The organism is Pantoea agglomerans (assembly GCF_021397715.1).
GTDB classification, from domain to species: domain Bacteria; phylum Pseudomonadota; class Gammaproteobacteria; order Enterobacterales; family Enterobacteriaceae; genus Pantoea; species Pantoea astica.
In genome coordinates, this window is sequence record NZ_CP090210.1 from 32512 (window position 1) to 49431 (window position 16920).

21 protein-coding genes are annotated in these 16920 nt (G+C 55.1%); 2 read left to right on the plus strand and 19 right to left on the minus strand.

Going from position 1 to position 16920, the window contains the following annotated elements; genetic code table 11:
- Positions 1-109 precede the first annotated feature (109 nt).
- Genes traC through LZU96_RS23220 form a run of 9 tightly spaced genes read right to left on the minus strand, consistent with a single transcriptional unit; the run spans position 110 to position 7088 of the window.
- Positions 110-2716 carry a type IV secretion system protein TraC gene (gene traC, locus LZU96_RS23180; RefSeq protein WP_084884179.1) on the minus strand — a complete coding sequence of 869 codons (2607 nt, stop codon included), beginning with the start codon at positions 2714-2716 and terminating at the stop codon, positions 110-112.
- Positions 2717-2723: 7 nt separating this feature from the next.
- Complete coding sequence (locus LZU96_RS23185) at positions 2724-3275, minus strand: TraV family lipoprotein (protein ID WP_233988953.1); 552 nt, start codon at positions 3273-3275, stop codon at positions 2724-2726.
- The gene (locus LZU96_RS23190; protein WP_143807625.1) at positions 3268-3432 is read right to left on the minus strand and encodes an ATP-binding protein; all 165 of its coding nucleotides are present in this window, start codon (positions 3430-3432) and stop codon (positions 3268-3270) included. Before LZU96_RS23190 ends, LZU96_RS23185 begins: the two co-directional genes overlap by 8 nt.
- Positions 3425-3781 carry a hypothetical protein gene (locus LZU96_RS23195; RefSeq protein ID WP_084884175.1) on the minus strand — a complete coding sequence of 119 codons (357 nt, stop codon included), beginning with the start codon at positions 3779-3781 and terminating at the stop codon, positions 3425-3427. The genes LZU96_RS23190 and LZU96_RS23195 overlap by 8 nt, the downstream gene beginning before the upstream one ends.
- Positions 3778-5154 (minus strand): TrbI/VirB10 family protein, encoded by a 1377-nt coding sequence (locus tag LZU96_RS23200; RefSeq protein WP_084884172.1) that lies wholly within the window; start codon positions 5152-5154, stop codon positions 3778-3780. Before LZU96_RS23200 ends, LZU96_RS23195 begins: the two co-directional genes overlap by 4 nt.
- The gene (locus LZU96_RS23205) at positions 5144-5869 is read right to left on the minus strand and encodes a TraK domain-containing protein (protein WP_084884170.1); all 726 of its coding nucleotides are present in this window, start codon (positions 5867-5869) and stop codon (positions 5144-5146) included. The genes LZU96_RS23200 and LZU96_RS23205 overlap by 11 nt, the downstream gene beginning before the upstream one ends.
- The gene (locus tag LZU96_RS23210; RefSeq protein ID WP_233988954.1) at positions 5862-6434 is read right to left on the minus strand and encodes a TraE/TraK family type IV conjugative transfer system protein; all 573 of its coding nucleotides are present in this window, start codon (positions 6432-6434) and stop codon (positions 5862-5864) included. Before LZU96_RS23210 ends, LZU96_RS23205 begins: the two co-directional genes overlap by 8 nt.
- Positions 6435-6452: 18 nt before the next feature.
- A complete protein-coding gene (gene traL / locus LZU96_RS23215) occupies positions 6453-6749 on the minus strand; it encodes a type IV conjugative transfer system protein TraL (RefSeq protein WP_039390120.1) in 297 nt (98 codons plus the stop codon).
- Positions 6750-6758: 9 nt separating this feature from the next.
- Positions 6759-7088 (minus strand): type IV conjugative transfer system pilin TraA, encoded by a 330-nt coding sequence (locus LZU96_RS23220; RefSeq protein ID WP_233988955.1) that lies wholly within the window; start codon positions 7086-7088, stop codon positions 6759-6761.
- A 283-nt stretch (positions 7089-7371) separates the two neighbouring features.
- On the opposite strand from LZU96_RS23220, the gene LZU96_RS23225 reads away from it, so the two are divergent.
- Positions 7372-8697: a hypothetical protein gene (locus LZU96_RS23225; RefSeq protein ID WP_233988956.1), complete on the plus strand. Its 1326-nt coding sequence runs from the start codon at positions 7372-7374 to the stop codon at positions 8695-8697.
- A gap of 49 nt (positions 8698-8746) precedes the next feature.
- Here LZU96_RS23225 and LZU96_RS23230 read toward each other — a convergent pair whose 3' ends face one another.
- Complete coding sequence (locus LZU96_RS23230; RefSeq protein WP_233988957.1) at positions 8747-9148, minus strand: relaxosome protein TraM; 402 nt, start codon at positions 9146-9148, stop codon at positions 8747-8749.
- Positions 9149-9543: 395 nt separating this feature from the next.
- On the opposite strand from LZU96_RS23230, the gene LZU96_RS23235 reads away from it, so the two are divergent.
- Complete coding sequence (locus LZU96_RS23235) at positions 9544-10044, plus strand: lytic transglycosylase domain-containing protein (protein ID WP_233988958.1); 501 nt, start codon at positions 9544-9546, stop codon at positions 10042-10044.
- 261 nt (positions 10045-10305) lie between these two features.
- On the opposite strand, the gene LZU96_RS23240 is transcribed toward LZU96_RS23235, so the two are convergent.
- The 9 genes from LZU96_RS23240 to LZU96_RS23280 form a co-directional block, all read right to left on the minus strand.
- Entirely contained in the window at positions 10306-10740 is a 435-nt protein-coding gene (locus tag LZU96_RS23240) for an LPD29 domain-containing protein (protein WP_233988959.1), read from the minus strand.
- A complete protein-coding gene (locus LZU96_RS23245; protein ID WP_233988960.1) occupies positions 10737-11156 on the minus strand; it encodes a hypothetical protein in 420 nt (139 codons plus the stop codon). The genes LZU96_RS23240 and LZU96_RS23245 overlap by 4 nt, the downstream gene beginning before the upstream one ends.
- 64 nt (positions 11157-11220) lie before the next feature.
- Positions 11221-11811, minus strand: coding sequence for a hypothetical protein (locus LZU96_RS23250; protein WP_233988961.1), 591 nt, complete (start codon positions 11809-11811; stop codon positions 11221-11223).
- Between the two features lie 704 nt (positions 11812-12515).
- Positions 12516-12719, minus strand: coding sequence for a hypothetical protein (locus LZU96_RS23255; RefSeq protein ID WP_233988962.1), 204 nt, complete (start codon positions 12717-12719; stop codon positions 12516-12518).
- A gap of 123 nt (positions 12720-12842) precedes the next feature.
- The gene (locus tag LZU96_RS23260) at positions 12843-13166 is read right to left on the minus strand and encodes a hypothetical protein (protein ID WP_233988963.1); all 324 of its coding nucleotides are present in this window, start codon (positions 13164-13166) and stop codon (positions 12843-12845) included.
- A gap of 86 nt (positions 13167-13252) precedes the next feature.
- Positions 13253-13756 carry a hypothetical protein gene (locus tag LZU96_RS23265; protein WP_233988964.1) on the minus strand — a complete coding sequence of 168 codons (504 nt, stop codon included), beginning with the start codon at positions 13754-13756 and terminating at the stop codon, positions 13253-13255.
- A 651-nt stretch (positions 13757-14407) separates the two neighbouring features.
- A complete protein-coding gene (locus LZU96_RS23270; protein WP_233988965.1) occupies positions 14408-14773 on the minus strand; it encodes a hypothetical protein in 366 nt (121 codons plus the stop codon).
- Positions 14774-14881: 108 nt separating this feature from the next.
- Complete coding sequence (locus tag LZU96_RS23275) at positions 14882-15322, minus strand: JAB domain-containing protein (protein WP_233988992.1); 441 nt, start codon at positions 15320-15322, stop codon at positions 14882-14884.
- Positions 15323-16153: 831 nt separating this feature from the next.
- Positions 16154-16624, minus strand: coding sequence for a hypothetical protein (locus LZU96_RS23280; protein ID WP_233988966.1), 471 nt, complete (start codon positions 16622-16624; stop codon positions 16154-16156).
- Positions 16625-16920 lie beyond the last annotated feature (296 nt).

Here is a 16920-nt window from a genome sequence, read left to right on the forward strand (position 1 = left end):
AGGGAATAGATAGGGATGGGTTCTTCACCCGATTAATCCAGGTAGGCCAACAGGATGCCAACGCCTACCATGAACAGATAAATAATCAGGTATTTTATGAACTTGGGGTTCAAATCTGCATCTCCTTCAGCATGTGGATGATGTCGCGCTTGTGTGCGTCGTTGTCGGCCATTTCAAACAGGATGTCTTTGATGTCCGCGCCCTCGCGCAGGCGCTTCTCGCGATAGGTAAAGTCCTCGCCTTTGGAGGAGAACAGCCCGTCGCTCAAAGGGTCGAGAATGAGGCGGTGGAAGCTGGAGAATTCCCCCACGCTCAGCAGGAACGAGCTGTAGCGCGCCTTTTTCGCCGGCGGAAACTTCCTGATCATCTCCCACTCCAGCTCGTTAAACGCGTGCGGCTCCTCCTTCTGGAAGGTGGTGAACGACTTGGCGTCCTGCATGCAGGTGAACTTGAATGAGCTGTTGTCGTAGGCCGCGAGGGCCGCCGTAGACAGGTTTTTATCGCGTATCGCCTGGGTCACCGTGCCATATGAACCGTTGTGACGGCGGGCGGTGCGGTAGCCCTCCTCGATAAAATCCTTGATTTTGGTGCTGGACCCGCCGAGCAGCTTCCAGCCCTCGTCGATGATGTTCATCTTCCGCATGCTGCGCGGCGTGGTGTACATCATGTTCTCGTTCCAGATCATGATGCTGAACAGCACCGCCGACAGCAGGTCCTGCTGCTTACGCAGGTCGCCCAGCTCGGTAACCACGAACTGCAGGTCTGGCTTCAGGGTCGGTTCGGATGAGTTGAAGAACCGGCCGTAAATCCCTTTGGTGCTGTACTTGCCGAGCAGCGTCGTGATTTCATCTATGCGCCCGCCAATCAGTGAAGAGTGTTCGCGGGTAATCGCGGCCTGTCGTTTCGTCAGATAGTCAATGACGTGGTCAATACGCATGTCCTGCTGATAGGTCGGCCACGATTCGGTGATGGCTTCCAGGATCATGGACTCGTGCACCTCGTCCAGCAGGCCGTTAGGGCTCGCCAGAATGCACAGCTGATCGCGGATGCGCTCGGCCGCCAGCGTGATATCCGTGACGTTCGCAAACGGGTTAAAGCGCAGCGAGTCACCGTTAATGTAGGTGCCGCCGAGGCTGCTGCAGGCCGCCTTGTAGGAGTCCCCGATGTCCTGCACTGCGACCGTCCCGCCCTTGTCCAGCACCGATCGCGCAATGGAGTTCGCCAGCACCGACTTGCCTGCGCCGGATGTGCCGGACATAAACCAGTTGAAGTTGGTATTCGGCAGGCTTTCGTCAAACACGTCGATAAATGCGACCTGGTTGCGGTAGCTCGGGATAAGAATGCCCGAAGCGCACAGCTTGTTGTCGCCGATGACCGGCATCAGGTTCACCGCGTGAAACGACTCCGAGCGCTGAATGCCGCCGGTCTTGCGGCAGTCGTCACGCAGCTTTTTATTCACCATCGCAAAAGGCAGCGTGGCCAGCAGGTTGCGCAGTTGCATAAAGTCGGCGCGCACGAAGCGCAGACCCTGCGCGGCAAAGGCGTTGCGCGTCTTTTCGGTATAGCGCGACGTCAGATCGTCATCGTCCGGGCAGAACAGCGTAATGCCGTAGAAGTAGCTCGTGAGCGACGTCTGATTCGACAGCAGCCGCGCGCGCGCGTCTTTCCATTCGGCATGCTGACGCGTGGTGGACGGAATGTACTTGGCGTAACTGGTGTTCACGCGCGAATCCAGTGACAGAAAACGGCTGTTGGCCTCGCCCTGGCTTTTCATCTGCTCCTCGGTGGTCAGCACCATCGTGCAGATAAACGGGCAGGGAATGCCGTTGGTCGGCGACATCAGGTCCTGAATGATGTTGCCGTTCTGCCACAAAAAGTGCTCCTGCGGATTGCGATCGAGGTTCAGGTTTACCATGCGCGCGGCAAACGGCTTGTTCTTCGCGTCGCTGCCCTCAATGCGGATATGCGAGGGCTTCACCCGCCAGGACGTGGTGCGGTCCACGAACTGCGTGCCGAGGTCGGCCGCCGGATCGTACTCGCTGTCGTAGCGCTCAAGCCGCGCCGGATCGTGGTTAAAGAACTCGCGCAGCACGCTGCTGAACTCGCTGACGCCTATGGCTGAGGACCACAGGTCGGCGGCGTTAAGCGCGTTCAGCAGGTTGCGGCGCACGTCGCGCACGCGGATCATGTCGGTTTCGCTCAGGTGCTTCACCGGCATGGCCCAGATAAAGAACAGGCGGTAGTCGCGAAGGGTCAGCGGATGGTCAAGGCCGTTGCTGTAGGTGTAGCGTGCGCCGTTCAGGAAGAAGCGCGCGGTCACATCGTTGCACTCGTCCGCCCGGTGCCCCTTCCAGGCGAAGTTTTTCAGCCCCTGCTCGACCTGCTCTTTCACCGCCCGGGAAGAAACCAGCATCACCTGCAGCGGAATATCGCGGGGGGCGACGTCGCGCAGCAGATACTCCAGGCTCTCGGCCAGCTTCTCGTTGGCGCCAATCAGCGGCTGCGATTCCACCACGAAGCCCACCGACTCTTTGTTCACCCAGATCTGGCTTTCGGAGTCGTAATCCTTGTAGGGCAGCAGGTCACGGATGTGCGGGTAGTCCATGTCCTGCAGCTTCTGGCGCGTCTCGTTCGTGGTGTCCCGCTCACCCAGGATGCCCGCCACCGTCTCCACCACGTTCAGCGGGTCAAAGCGGAAGCCTTTCAGAAATTTCATGCAGACCTCACATCAGAATGCCGCTCCAGTCGCCGTGACTGGATACGCTGTAGATGACCTCGCCCATGTGGACGTTGTTGTCGGGGGAGATGTACGGCGCAATCCAGATGCGCGCCACGCCGTCAGGGCGGCGGAACGCGGCGGCCGGCTCCGGGAAGCAGTGCGCCGCGCTGCAGTACGCGGTCTGCCGAGCGTCAGTGCGCAGCACGCCGTTTTCGCGGGTGAACGGGCGGACCCCGCCGGATGACGCCACGCGCACCGGAATGCCGTCGTTGAGGCCGCTGCGCCCCGCCTGCGCCTCCGTCTGCGGGTCCAGGCGGATGGTGCCGGTATCAATCAGGCGGTAGTCGTCCAGGCGAATGCCCGCGCCGGTGAAGCCGTTCGGCGCGTTAGCCGCTGGCGCGTTGCCGCTGCTGCCGGCCGACATATCGTCGGCCTGCGACATCCAGACCCCGGAATCCTTAGCGGGCTTGTCGAACTCAAAGTCGCCGTTCATGCCCGCGCAGCCGCTCAGCATCACGGCCAGCGCGCTGATGATAAAAGAGTGAGCTTTAGTCATGGTGCTCTCCGTCTGCGTGTTGGTTGAGAAGGCCTTTCATGAGGGTCATGGCCAGCGTAGTTTTTCCCGCGCCGGCTTCGCCCGTTATCAGAAGATGACCAGCAGGAGCCTGGTCATCAGCAGGCTGTGTATTGCTTACATCTGTCGGGTTATTCATGGTGTTCTCCGCCAGCGCTACCGGATGACAGCGCGTCGATTTCGGTAAAGTCGATAAAGAGATCGCCGTTTTTTCCGCTGGTCCCGAGCCGGGACAGCATGCTCATGGCAAAGGCATCGCCGGGGGCAACCTCCAGCAGGCGGCGCAGCGTTTCCCCGAACAGGGCGACGTAGCCGTCGTCGGGAATGCGCCCGGGCTTGCAGTAGAGTTTTTTCACGCCAAACCCCAGCGCCTGAAGCCCCGGAATGCGGGCGTCGGCGTCGCGCCCGAAGCAGCTCACCGTCCGTTCGGTAAACACCATCCAGCCGCAGTGCTCTGCGTGACGAAGCCGGATCTTTTCGGCCGTCATTGCGCCACGCCCTGCGGGGTTGTACCCCTCGCCTGTCCGCCACTGGTCGGGGTCACAAAGTCATTCATGTTGAGGCGGGTGGCGTCACCGAGTTTGCCTACCAGATCCGGCGGCAGGCCGCTGTTGCCCTGCTCGCGCGTCTGCGTGTCCTGCTGCTGCCCGCCCGAGCGCTGCTGTTCTTTCGCGAGCTTCGCGGCCTCTTCATCCTCAATAAACTTCGCGCGGAAGCCTTCGATAAACACCACCTCTACGCGGTTCGCCGCGCCGATCGGGATGATCGGGTGATACTGCTCGGCCCGCTCGATGTAGTAGTCGGCCAGCTTGTCCGCCGCCTTGCCCACGCCGCCGCCTACGGCGCCGCGCGCCACGTCTCCGCCGCTGATTGTGCTGGTAGCGCCGATGCCGGTGACCGTCTGGCCGACCTGCGAGGCGCTCTGACCGAGACCGCCCAGCGCCCCTGCGGTGAAGGCCAGCCCGAGGATTTTGCCGTTGCGCATCACCGGCACGCCCTTGATGCCGTTCTTGCCGTAGAAGGCAACATGTCCTTTCACTGCCTGATCGACGTGCTTACCGTCGATGATGCAGGACAGGCGCTGCAGCTGAACGATGGCACGCTCGCTGGAGATGTCGCCGTAGGCTGCGGCCGTCACGAAGCAGTTATCCAGCTGCCCCATTTTGTTATTACCCGGCATGTGCGCCCTGCCCTTGAGCTTGAACTGCATCGGCACCAGGTTGTTCTCCCCGCGCACCGAGGCGTTGGCGTCTGCCCCCTCGATCACGATGGCGTCAGAGAACGTGCCGGTCGGGACCCAGAACGAGGTGTCTTTCGCTTTAGGCTCAAACTGCGAGTAGTCAAACATCTGGCTGTCGATTTGCCCCGTCTGCACCGGCGCGGGCGCAAAGGAGTATTCCGTGCGCGGCGGCGTGTAGCCCGCGCCCTGCTGCGCGGCCGGCTGAGCCTGCGGTCCGGCAGGAGGTGTCTTTTGCTGGTTCTGCTGATTTTTCAGCTGATCCATCAGGTCTGAGACGTTCTGCTGCAGCGACTTGTTGTTGTTCATCACGTCGGACATCTGGTCTTTCAGCGACTTGAAGTCTTTTTGCATGGAGGCGAGCTGTTCGCGCGCCTCTTTATCGCGGTTCTGCGCGCTGACCAGCAGCGAGCCCTGCCCGGAACCGTCAAAGGCGTTGACCACGCCCCCGCCGGTCAGATCCGGCTCGGCGGTGGCACGGTCAGGCTTGCTTTCCTGACTCCCGCTCTTTCCGGCTGCGCCCCGGTTCGCGAGGTACAGGCCGCCGATGATGATGGCAGCAGCGGCGAGGATAATGCCAAACAGCCGTCGCTGTTTGCTGCGGACCAGGCTGTTAAGGTTCATCCGGGCCTCCTTTCGTGCGGAACACCGTCACGACGGAGACCTTTGCTCCCGGCTCCAGCACGTCGAGCTGCGGGTGAAACGCCACAGCCATCACGCCCGGACTCCAGAAGTAGCGCTCGCTCAGGCGGATGCGCTGCGAGGAGAGGCTGGTAATGTCGGTACGCACGATGCGCACCCGGTCGCCCTGCCAGGCTGTCACCGGGCGCAGTGCAAACGCGCTTTTCACCGACTCGCTCACCGGCACGTCGGTGTTTTTACTCAGCACGTAGCCTGCCGGCTTGCGGTTGGTGATGAACCTTCCCACCAGGCCGCTGATAAGCGCACTGTAAGTGTCCTGCTTCTGCTCGTACTCCCGCGCCTCCTCCGTCCCCTTCACCTCACGGTTGTCTACCGTCAGACTCAGGCCGGCGCGTTTGCCCGGCGTCGCCTGTACCGAGAAGGCAAAGCCGGACGCGGTCTGCACGAACATGGTAAACGGCTTATCAGTCACGGTAGAAAACACAACCGCGCCTTCCGGCGTCGGGGATTTGGCACTCAGCACGCCCTGTGCCGCCTGCACACTGAGGATGCGATCATCGTTCACGCGCAGGTAGTTCGGGTTGTTATTGCTCACCGCCGCGTTGACGCGGGCACCAGGGTTAAGCGTCAGCTGTTCAGCACGGGCGCCAAACGCCGTCAGCAGCGCCACGGCGCTGATTAGCAGGGATTTACGCATCGGGAACCTCCAGGAAAGCGCTCCAGCAGAGACGGTTAGCACGGGTATCGGTGCGCAGGCGGTAGTGCTTCTTAACCGGCTTGCCGTCGTGCAGCCCGTAGCTCAGCTGCAGGTCGCCGGTCACGTCCACGATGCCCTTGTCCGGCCAGACGCTGACGTCTCTGGGGTAGAACACCGACCCGCCGCTGTTGCCTTTAACGCGCGAGGCTTCGTCAGCCAGCACGCCTTTAAGTGATTTCTCCGCGCCGTCGCAGGCGCCCGCCAGCAGCATTTCGTGGCTGGCCTCTGCGTTTTTGTCGGAGATGTTGAGGCGCAGGTTCAGCCACGCCAGCGCCATCAGGCGCAGGTAGCGGGCGTCGCCGCGCTCACCGGTAAAGCTGAACGGCGTGTCCGCGCCGTAGGGAACGATAATGGTCTGTTTGTTATTAAGGAGCTGATTCATCAGCGCCCGGTTATCACCGTAGATGCGCCAGCAGAGAAGAAGCGCAAGGATCGTGATAACGAGCAGCACCAGAATAGCCACGGCCATATTGCGGTTTCCCGCCGAACGCAGCTTTAATTCCATGTTGTCTCCGGAGGGGGGTCAGGCGACCCAGTGCCGTTTGTAACTGTCAGGCAGGATGCTGATAAAGAAGCGCATCACTGAGGTGGGCAGGCACCAGTACGCAAGGTTGAGAAGATACTGAGAACCGCGGCCTTTCTTGAGGTGACGTATTCCAACCACGGCGGCTAAAAGCGTGGGGCCAAAAATCCACATGTTGAGGAAAACTGCCAGCAGTGCCAGTGGCACATACAGGCAGAACTCATCAGGTGGCAGCCCCACGAACCGCTTCTGCTCGGAAAACGTAGCCGCATAGGTATACCGGTCACGTTTATCCATAAGCAGACGTTAAGCCGGAATGACGTTGAAGGCGACGTTTACGAAAACCAGCAGCGCGGCGATGCTGCCGAACAGCGCGAGGTTTTTGGTTTTGATGTAGGTGAAAGCGATGAAAGCAATCTCAATCACATACAGGATATATACAACGGCAGAATTGCCGCCGAACGTATCCGTAACATCAGTTTTCGCCCCTGCGAAGTAGTCCTGGGCGTGGGCTGGCATCACGGAAACAGCCAGGAACGCCAGTGCTGAGAGCAGTGCAGACTTGTTCAGTTTCTTCCACGCTACCGCCCCTGCCTTGCGGCAGTAGTTTAAAGACGAAGAGAGAGAGCCCTTCATAGGTTTTTTCCTCAGTTAGGGATATAATGATCAGTCGGTTGAACTATCGTTTGTTTTTGCCTGTATGGCCTTAAGTCAAATTTCTGGCTTACCGGTTACTCCTCCTTTACAAATCTGTGGAATTGCTACAGATGCTTACGGTTTCTTAACCGGCTGACGTTTTTTTACGCTTCCGGATCGCACACTTCAATTTAAGTTATTGATCTTATTGATCAATTTAACTTATCGTTATGGTGAGAAATTTCACTTAAGTTCCTAACCGATTGAATGAGAATGAAAAATCATGCCTGAAACTGCCGATTTGGTTGTTCTTGTCGCCGATCCGGCGGGCTTTGCGGCTGAGATTTTTAGGACAAATCATGAGGAAGCCTTAAGTGAACTACTCAATGATGCCCTTCTGCATTACATGCGTGACCCGGGCTGGTATGAGGTCACCTTCAGAGAAAACCGCTTTTATGCCTGCCAGCTGGTCACCATTCCGCTGCTCGCCTTTATTAAAAATCGCGTCCCGGCCAGACTGTTGCAGGCAACGGCCGAACGTTCACTCGCGCAGATAAAAGATTATTCAGACGTGGCCGATCCGGCCGCCTGGATAATGATTAATGCAGATTTTTTTTCTCCCCTTCCCCGCCCCGGCGTAAATCTTTGGCAGGCCCGTAAATTAAAGAACAGCCTTAATAAGGCGGTATTTACTGATCCGGGTGATATAACGGAGCCACAAAAAAAACCTGCACTGTCTGGTGTGAAATCATCGGCTGATGGTAAAAAAGACGCCGTGCCTGAGAGTTTTCCCGGAAATAAACGCGGCCCCAGTTCGGATAAAATAATGGAGCGGGTCATGCTCGGCTGGCGCGTAAAAGATATATGCGAAGAACAGGGCTGTTCTGAATCTTACGTTTACAAGCTGATTAAAAAACGTAAGGGAAATTCCGCAATGGAATACCGCTGGAAGCAGTGGGAGCTGATTGCGGGCATGTATCACGCCGAGCCAAAAATGACACTGGATGAAATTGAGAAAGCCTGCGGCGTATCACGCGCGGCCATTTATCAGGCTGTCAAAAAAATAGCCGAACGTGACGGCACAGAAATTACTCCCCGCGAAAGAGAAAGAAAGCTGACGCCTGATGACATTGAGACGATAAAGAGGAAATTAAGCGAGGGCGTGCTCAGGAAGCATATTCTTGCTGAATACGACATCTCTACAGAAACGCTGATAAAATACGTCGGCACAAGCGACGATTACAGACCTGTCCCGGAAGAATTAAAAGAGGATGCGGTTCGTTTACGTGTTCAGGGAAAAACACTGCAACAGACGGCCGATATTCTCGGCGTGACCGTCTCTACCGTAAAAGATGCATGGAGGGAAAAGAAAGACTCACCCGACATTCAGGAAAAACGCGTCAAGTACGATAATCGAAACGTGCTGTCTAAACGCGACCGCGATCAGGCCGTTAACGCCGTTCTGCGGGACGGAATTACCCGTAAGCAGGTTTACACGCAGTACGGAATAAATGCGCTTACCCTGCGGCGTTATATTCGTGATGCGCAGAAAAAAGAGCTTGAAGTATTGCGACAAGAGGATACTGATTCAGAGAGTAATAAAGACTGATAATCCATTTCACCTGATGCGCAAGGGATGCGCATCAGGTAATGATTAATTATTTAAAGTATTCCTGCAATTTTCCTGCAACACGCTCATTGACAGCCTTCACCCACTCCGGGTCCAGAACCATTTCATTTTTGATGACCTTTTCGGGATCGACAGTTTCTTTCTGAATGCCAAAGATAGCGTCAGTGATAAAGCCACTGACGAGCACATTTTTAGCGATAAATTCCAGCTTCTGGTCAAGTGTCTTTTCAGAGGCATCTTTATTTATTTTATTTTCATAAACACGGAGGCCGAGCCTGAACATTTCCATCACAAACGCTGATCGGTTAGCAGTATCGCGAGACTCACCGTCTTCCAGCTTTTTTTCGACGTGTGCATCAATCTTTTCCAGCAGTGAAAAAGGGATGGTAAGGTTAACCCTGTTACGCTTTGCTGAATTTTCATCATTCATATTTTTTTCTCTCTCTCATTTTAATTCACGCAGACAAGTTTCACATCGGACCAGTCCGGATGCAAAGTTTCGGGCATAGGTTTACTGGTAACCATCAGGTAACAATCGGTCTAAAATGGAGTAACCATCTGGAAACCAATGGCTGAAATTTGATTTTAACTTACTGATAATATTAAAACAAACCTTTTGGTAACCTTTGAAAAACCTTCAGGATCCCACAGGGTTACCGCATGGTAAGTTAACGCTGGTTAAATGCTCTACGATTTACAACTAACTCGCTGATTTTAAATAGTTTAATATGCAAAAATAAATTTGCGAGTGGTGTGTAAAAACTCAACTCTTATGATATTATTGAGCCTGACACCTCCCCCGAACTTTTCAAATCAGGAGCCGCAATGCGTTTATTCACTCACGCTGCAGCCCTGCTGGCGACAGGCATTTTCTCCGCCAGCGTGAATGCGGACTGTTTTATTAAAGCCGGCGAATGGTATTCCATCGATCCGGACTATCTGCGCGCTATCGCCTGGCAGGAATCCCGCTATAACCCGGGGGCCATTAATACTAACCTGACAAAGGACGGTAAACCCGGCAGCAGTGATTACGGCCTCATGCAGATTAATTCGGAAACGATGCGGCGGCTGAAGAAGGAGTATCCCGGCCTCAGTAAAGAAAAGCTGCTCAGCGATCCGTGCCTGAACATTTATATCGGTGCGATGCTGCTGCGCCGTAATTTCAATCAGTACGGCACAACGTGGCTGGCGGTAGGAATGTACAACGCGGGAATGAAAAACAAGCCTGTCACCGTAACGAACCGCTATAACTATGCGATGCTGATTGACAAACATTATAAGGCCATCAAATCAGGCACAATCCCGCGAAAAGCTTTCAGCGGCTGAACAGATTTTGAAACTGACAAAGCGCGCAATGCATCTTTATCATTCTGCGCAGGGTTATTTTAAAGACAACAAAGAAGCTCGCGCGCAGAATTACCCGCCCCGGCTCAATGCCGGGAACGGGTAGCAGCAGAAACATCTCCTTTTTCTTACATTACGCCTGTTCCCTGCATCGCGCCGCTTTATATTTATCCGTCTCCGGTTTAATATCGGCAGCGGATAATAGGCAAAAAAAAAGGGAACCAATTGGCTCCCCGATGACTGTTATTTTATTTCCGCAAGCGTTCGGTTTATCTCACCCTGCACGCCCTGATTGTGCCAGAAGTAATCGCGCCCGACCCTATATAAATTGCCTGCGTTAAAGCGCGCCAGCGTAATTTCTTCGCCGTCCAGGCTGCCGCTAAATTTTTTAGAAACCACATCGACCGCTTTTTGCTTCAGCGCGTCCGAATAATCCCGATCGGTAAAAACGTAGCCCACGCCCCCATAAATGCGATTAAAAGGAGAGGCACAGGAAACGGACATATCCTGCATACCATCAAAATAACTGTCTTTGTACTTGTCGGTTACGGCTTTTACTTCTTCCTCTGTCGGCCCGTCAGTCCAGTTAACGCTTACGCTGTCATAGCTGCGCTTACGAACCGAGAATTTAACACCCGGAAATTTTGCCTTCAGCTCTTTGCGGATGTTAGACGTCACCTGCACAGCGCCGTTTTTATCCTGCGAGAGCGCGGCATATTCCGGGCCGTTTTTAAACGCTCACACTCAGCTGCATAAAGGCGTTCTGCCTCCTCTTTTTCCTGCTGCTTACGGCGCTCTTCCGACTCGGCATGTTTTACAATGCGCGCCGTTTCTTCCCCGCTTTTTATTTCCGGAAATATACTCCACTGTTTTCCGTGCAGGATACTTTCCGGCAGCCCGCGAGATATTCCGCCGCTCTCAAACGCAATATCAAATGTGGCATTACCGCCATAAGATACGCAGCCTGAAAGCGACCCAACTGATGCCGGTTTCTGCTCACAGTGAACGGCGAACACGACACCCCACCCGCGATTGTAAAGAATTGTGCTGACAACCTGACCGATAATCACTGCCTGCGCATTGTGCATTTTCATTTCAGTTTTCCTTAAATCAGTTGAGACGAAAAAGCGGCCCGCCCTTCTAGGCCGCACAACGTTTTCAGAACGGGATCTCGTTCAGGGTGGTATCACCGGCACCGGCAGTTACCTGATTTTTTGGCACCGGATTGAGCGCGTTTTCCAGCGAGATAACGCCGCGTGCGACGTCACTGGCCAGGTGATAATCCAGCCCTGCGTCACTCGCTTCGTGGAAGCGGTCAAAAAATGCTTTTGCCTCTTCAGCCCTCACCGCAGAGGCACGACGCATATATTCCCGGCGAGCATCTTGCCAGAAAGCCGTGCGGTAAAAGATCTGGCCACGGCTGGCAATGATGTATCGCCCGTCAGCGTTTTCGCCCAGGTCGTACAGCGCCGTCATGCCTCCGCCTGAACTCGTCACACACGGCAACGCGGTATGTCCGGCAGCCATCAGCGCGCTGACATCTGTTTCATCAAGCAGCAGCACGTCCGTGCCATAGCTGCCGTTTCGCGCCGGGAAGTGCTTCCCCTCTGACGGCGTGACCTTTTCGCCGTTTTTGCCTGTGACGTGCCAGCGCGTGCGCAGATCGTTTGCACTGACGCAGATTTTTGGTCCGTTAACCCATGTTTTGGAAGATTCTGAAGCGGCGGTGTTGACGTTTTGTGTGTGCATGCTGGTTCTCCTGTCAGGTGGTTAATTCATGTTTCGGTTAGTTCCTCGCGGCAAAGGGCTGAGAAGCAACGGCAGGCAGCAGATACAAGGGCGCCGCAGGCGTGCACTTCACCCTTGTATCTGATGAATGACGGTGCTTTGATTCGCCCGCCGCGTGGGACGTACCGCAACATGACCACCGCACCGGAGATGAGCAGGCACACACCCGACCGCAACGCGGGCGTCCCCAGCGGCCACGTCTTTTTGTGGCCAGTGAACGCGCGGGCGTGAGCCCGCTGCAGGGGTTGACCTGGCCGTTGCCATCAGACCCTAGCCGGCAGGCCCGAACCCCGCAGGGATTCGGCGGAGCTTACCGGCGCAGCCGGTTAGCGCAGTGGGGCTGACGACCCGGCAACGCCGGGGAGCCGGAGGGGGCCATCAGGCTGTTAATGTCGTTGACCTTCTGGAACAGGAAACCGGTGAAGCAGCTGCAGCACAGCAGCAGAACGGAGAGCAGCAGGAAGCAGAGAGAGAAGACCGTGAGGCAGCGTCCCGGAGAGAGAAAGCGCAGGCGGAGGGAGATGACCGGTGCGTCAGCACCGGTTTTTCCCGGCCCGCAGGGCCGCCCGCTTTTAAAGCGGTGCCCGCAAACGGTTCAGACCTTCTCAATATTCAGTCATAAAAAAGCCCCTTTCGGGGCTGATGTCGCTTGCAGTAATACACTGTCAGTGCCCAAGTGCCTTCATTGCAAGCACTGTTACCGTTGCCACTGCACCAATCATGCCGCTGGCAATCGCCACCGGATACCAGAAAGTTTCGCGTGTCAGCTTTCCCGCCTCCGCGTTCAGCTTCTGCGTCTCTGCCATAAGCTTGGCAATTTCAGCATTAATTTTGTTGGTGTTCAGCTCGTTCATATCAGTTGCCGACATGTATTTTCCCCTTTCGGGCAGGATCGCAGCCGTTCTGCGCCTGCTGTCAGTATATCCCGCTGGCCTGCTATACTCCACGCCAGCGTACAAAATTCATTCAGGCTTATTATTAATCTGCTGCCCTCAGCTCCGCAGCCAGCGGTTAGTGATCATGCCTGGGATCACCCTGTAGCCCACGTCGAACTCAAGCACGGCTACCGGCCAGCTTTCGCGCAGATAAATGCGCAGCCCTTCCGGCTCGTCGGTCGGCTCATGAATAATGCTACACATGCCCAGTTCCTCCCACGGTACGGCGCTGAATCCCGCAAACGTTCCTGCGTCGCAGATATATGCGTAAAGATCCATAAATTGTGCCGCCGTCAGGGTGTCATGCTCCAGTGCTGGTGTTGCCAGAGTAGAGAGGTTTACAGCCAGGTTCGCGTGTGCGAGGATGCGTGTATCAGACATAAAGTTAACTCCTTCGTGTTTTGATGTTGGCCGAACCGTGTTGCTGCACGCCCGGCCGTTAAGAGAGCAGGCTCAGGCCTGCTTTTTTAATGCGTGTTATTCCCTGCCATTGCCAGCACCGCACTCAGCAGCAGATCCGCATGTTTCTTCGAGGCATAGTCCCGGCACTCAAAATAACGCCCGCGAATATGCGCAAAAATGTGCGTCACCTTGCCTGAATACATCTCGCTGCACTTGAACGTTTCGCCTGTCGGGGTTGATTTCCAGTCCAGCGGCGGCAGCACGGTCAGCTGATCAATCCAGCGCGCCTCGGTAATTTCTTCCCACGGCCTGAAAAGACGCGTACAGAACAGGGCATCAGCCTCGGATTCGGTCATCAGTGCCATGTCGCCATACTGCAATTGCAGTTCTTCCAGCGTTTCAAAGTTAAATACTGCTACGATGCTCCCGTCTTTAAGCGTAATCGCCTGGCTGAATATCTTGCCTGTATCGATGCGCACGAAAACCAGGTTGTCAGCAGGTTTGCCTTGGCTTTTAACCCATGTTTTGGAAGATTCTGAAGCGGCGACGTTGACGTTTTGTGTGTGCATGCTGGTTCTCCTGTCAGGTGGTTAATTCATGTTTCGGTTAGTTCCTCGCGGCAAAGGGCTGAGAAGCAACGGCAGGCAGCAGATACAAGGGCGCCGCAGGCGTGCACTTCACCCTTGTATCTGATGAATGACGGTGCTTTGATTCGCCCGCCGCGTGGGACGTACCGCAACATGACCACCGCACCGGAGATGAGCAGGCACACACCCGACCGCAACGCGGGCGTCCCCAGCGGCCACGTCTTTTTGTGGCCAGTGAACGCGCGGGCGTGAGCCCGCTGCAGGGGTTGACCTGGCCGTTGCCATCAGACCCTAGCCGGCAGGCCCGAACCCCGGAGGGATTCGGCGGAGCTTACCGGCACAGCCGGTTAGCGCAGTGGGGCTGACGACCCGGCAACGCCGGGGAGCCGGAGGGGGCCATCAGGCTGTTTATGCTGTTGACCTTTATGGAGAGGAAACCGGAGAAGCAGCTGCAGCACAGCGGCAGGAAGCAGAGAGAGAAGACCGTGAGACAGCGTCCCGGAGAGAGAAAGCGCAGGCGAAGGGAGAGAGTCGGTGCGTCAGCACCGGTTTTTCCCGGCCCGCAGGGCCGCCCACTTTTAAGCCGCGGCTTATGCAGCTGCAGGGCCAAAGCCAGCCCCGCGCTTACTGCCTTTAACATTCGCCCAGCTCGGCCTGATAATGCATTTCCGCCGAACTGACCAGCGACGCAAATGTTACGCTTTCGTCCGTTATGCCCTCCTGTTCACACAGGTGCATCAGGTTAGCTATCAGATCCTGCACGGCGATGTAAGCTTCGTCCCCGCTTCCGTCTAAACCGGTACGCCGGGCAAATACCCAAAGCGCTTCGGCTGCAACCGTTGCCCTGTCCGTATTGCCCCAGATAAGCGCCGGTCGCTCAGTTCCCGCAGCCGTCGCGGCAATCTCCTCGATAACGTCCATTCGCACCGGCTCGCGCGTCCCGGTTAACTCCGGGTTTACTGGCTGGTTATCCAGTGATAAGGTTTGTGCTGTAGACACATTGATCTCCTGTTCTGTGGTCAGCGTTTCTCTGATGCCCCGGCTTCGTCGTAGATACCAGGGGCGGAATCTGGCAGGGTTAACACCCTGCCTTTTTTCTGTCCTGAATCAGACAAGCCCTCGCTCTGCCATTGATATGGCATCATTACCCGCCACCACGATGTGATCGATTACCCGCACACCAATCAGCTCAAGCGCCTTCTTCAGGCGAACGGTTATCTGCTCGTCTGCACGCGACGGCTCTGTGCTGAAGGAAGGGTGGTTATGACTCATGATTACTGCAGCTGCGTTATGGCGTAATGCTGCCCTAGCAACTTCACGGGGATGAATTTCAGTCGATGCAATGCTGCCTTTAAACAGTTCTTCATACGCCATCAGCTGATGCTGGTTATTGAGAAAAGCCACAGCAAATACTTCTCTTTCAAGCCCGGACAGCTTTGCCCGAAAAAATTCGGCTGATACAGCCGCTGATTCGAAAACCGTGCCAGTCGGGTAGCGGAAATCTATCGCGCGCGTTGCCTCTGTAAGGATCTGGCTGACGGTAGCCATAGCATAATTGCCCTGTCTGTCGCGCACATGCAGGTTGCTGAAAAAGCTGACATTGTGCCCTGCTATTTCCAGTGATGATTCTTTAGATTCTGAAGCCGTGGTGTTGACGTTCTGCTGTGACATGTTGTGTCTCCCGTGTGGTTTAAGTGATGTTTCTCTGAGTTCCTCGCCGTGAGGGCAGAACGGGCGACCGGGCATCAGGCTGAACGCAGGGGGAAACGGCAAAGCCGCAGCCCGCAGGGACCGGGTGCAGCCGTTTAGCGCGCGACCCTTGCGTGAAGACGCCCGGGTGCCAGGTTTCTGCACGGCGAAGGGGCTCAGGGGAACAGAACAGAACGCGGAAGGATGAACAGGGCACGGCCCCGGAACGGCACGCCACGGTGCCGGAACGGTCCTTAGCGGCCACGTCCTTTTGTGGCCAGTGAACGCGCGGGCGAAAGCCCGCTGCAGGGGTTGACCTGGCAGTTGCCATCAGACCCTAGCCGGCAGGCCCGAACCCCGGAGGGATTCGGCGGAGCTTACCGGCACAGCCGGTTAGCGCAGTGGGGCTGACGACCCGGCAACGCCGGGAAGCCGGAGGGGGCCATCAGGTTGTTGATACTTGTGTCCGCTAAGTGCCAAAAACAGATATTACTAATACCAGTCTTTGTTCATCATAAAGAAGAGTTCTTGCGATGAATGATTTACTGAGATAAAAAAATGGATACTAACGAGGGACATTGATAGCTGTTCTATTATATTAACACCACCTTAATAAAGTGCTTAGTAAGCACCTGTGATATTAATAATTGATACCGTAGAAGTTATTTCCAGAAACAGAAAACTACAGCGTTAGTCTTTCTTTAACTCTCGCTTTTCAAAAGGAAACTTCAAGTAATTATGCTCATGGTTAAGTTCAGAATTTGATATCCAGCCCCACCATTCTTTTCTATATTCTTCATTATTACACTTATCTCGATGTAATTGCATTAAATCTAAAATTTCATCTATCATTTCGGGATGTTTTACAATCAATTCTTCTAAGGTGTTTTGAAATATATTTGATTTCATTGCTAACCTAAAAAACGCCAGCTTAAGATCTTCAATTTTTTTGGTTAAACTAACTTGAGTATTTACTGCTGTATTTAGCGCCAAAGTAGCTTGCCTGCGTGAAAATTCCTCGCGATCTTTTGCCTTTTGCATTTCAAGCTTGGTTCTGAATGTATCAAGTTCTGCATTTATCCTTTGCTTATCTGCAAAAGCTGCATCAGAGTCATAATTCCAGTATGGATTTTGACCTTTCTCCCAGTATCCGCCAGCCATATCATTTCCTCATATCTTATTGAAATATCTATTTTTGCACTAACCCCCCTTCATTATCTCGCATATAATTGAACCAGTAAATATCCAAAGCTCATCTCATGTTGTTATCAATTCAGAATAGCTATGACACACATAATTTTTAACGTTGCCATCAGACCCTAGCCGTCAGGCCCGAACCCCGGAGGGATTCGGCGGAGCTTACCGGCACAGCCGGTTAGCGCAGTGGGGCTGACGACCCGGCAGCGCCGGGAAGCCGAAGAAGCAGCTGCAGCACAGCAGGAAGCAGAGAGAGAAGA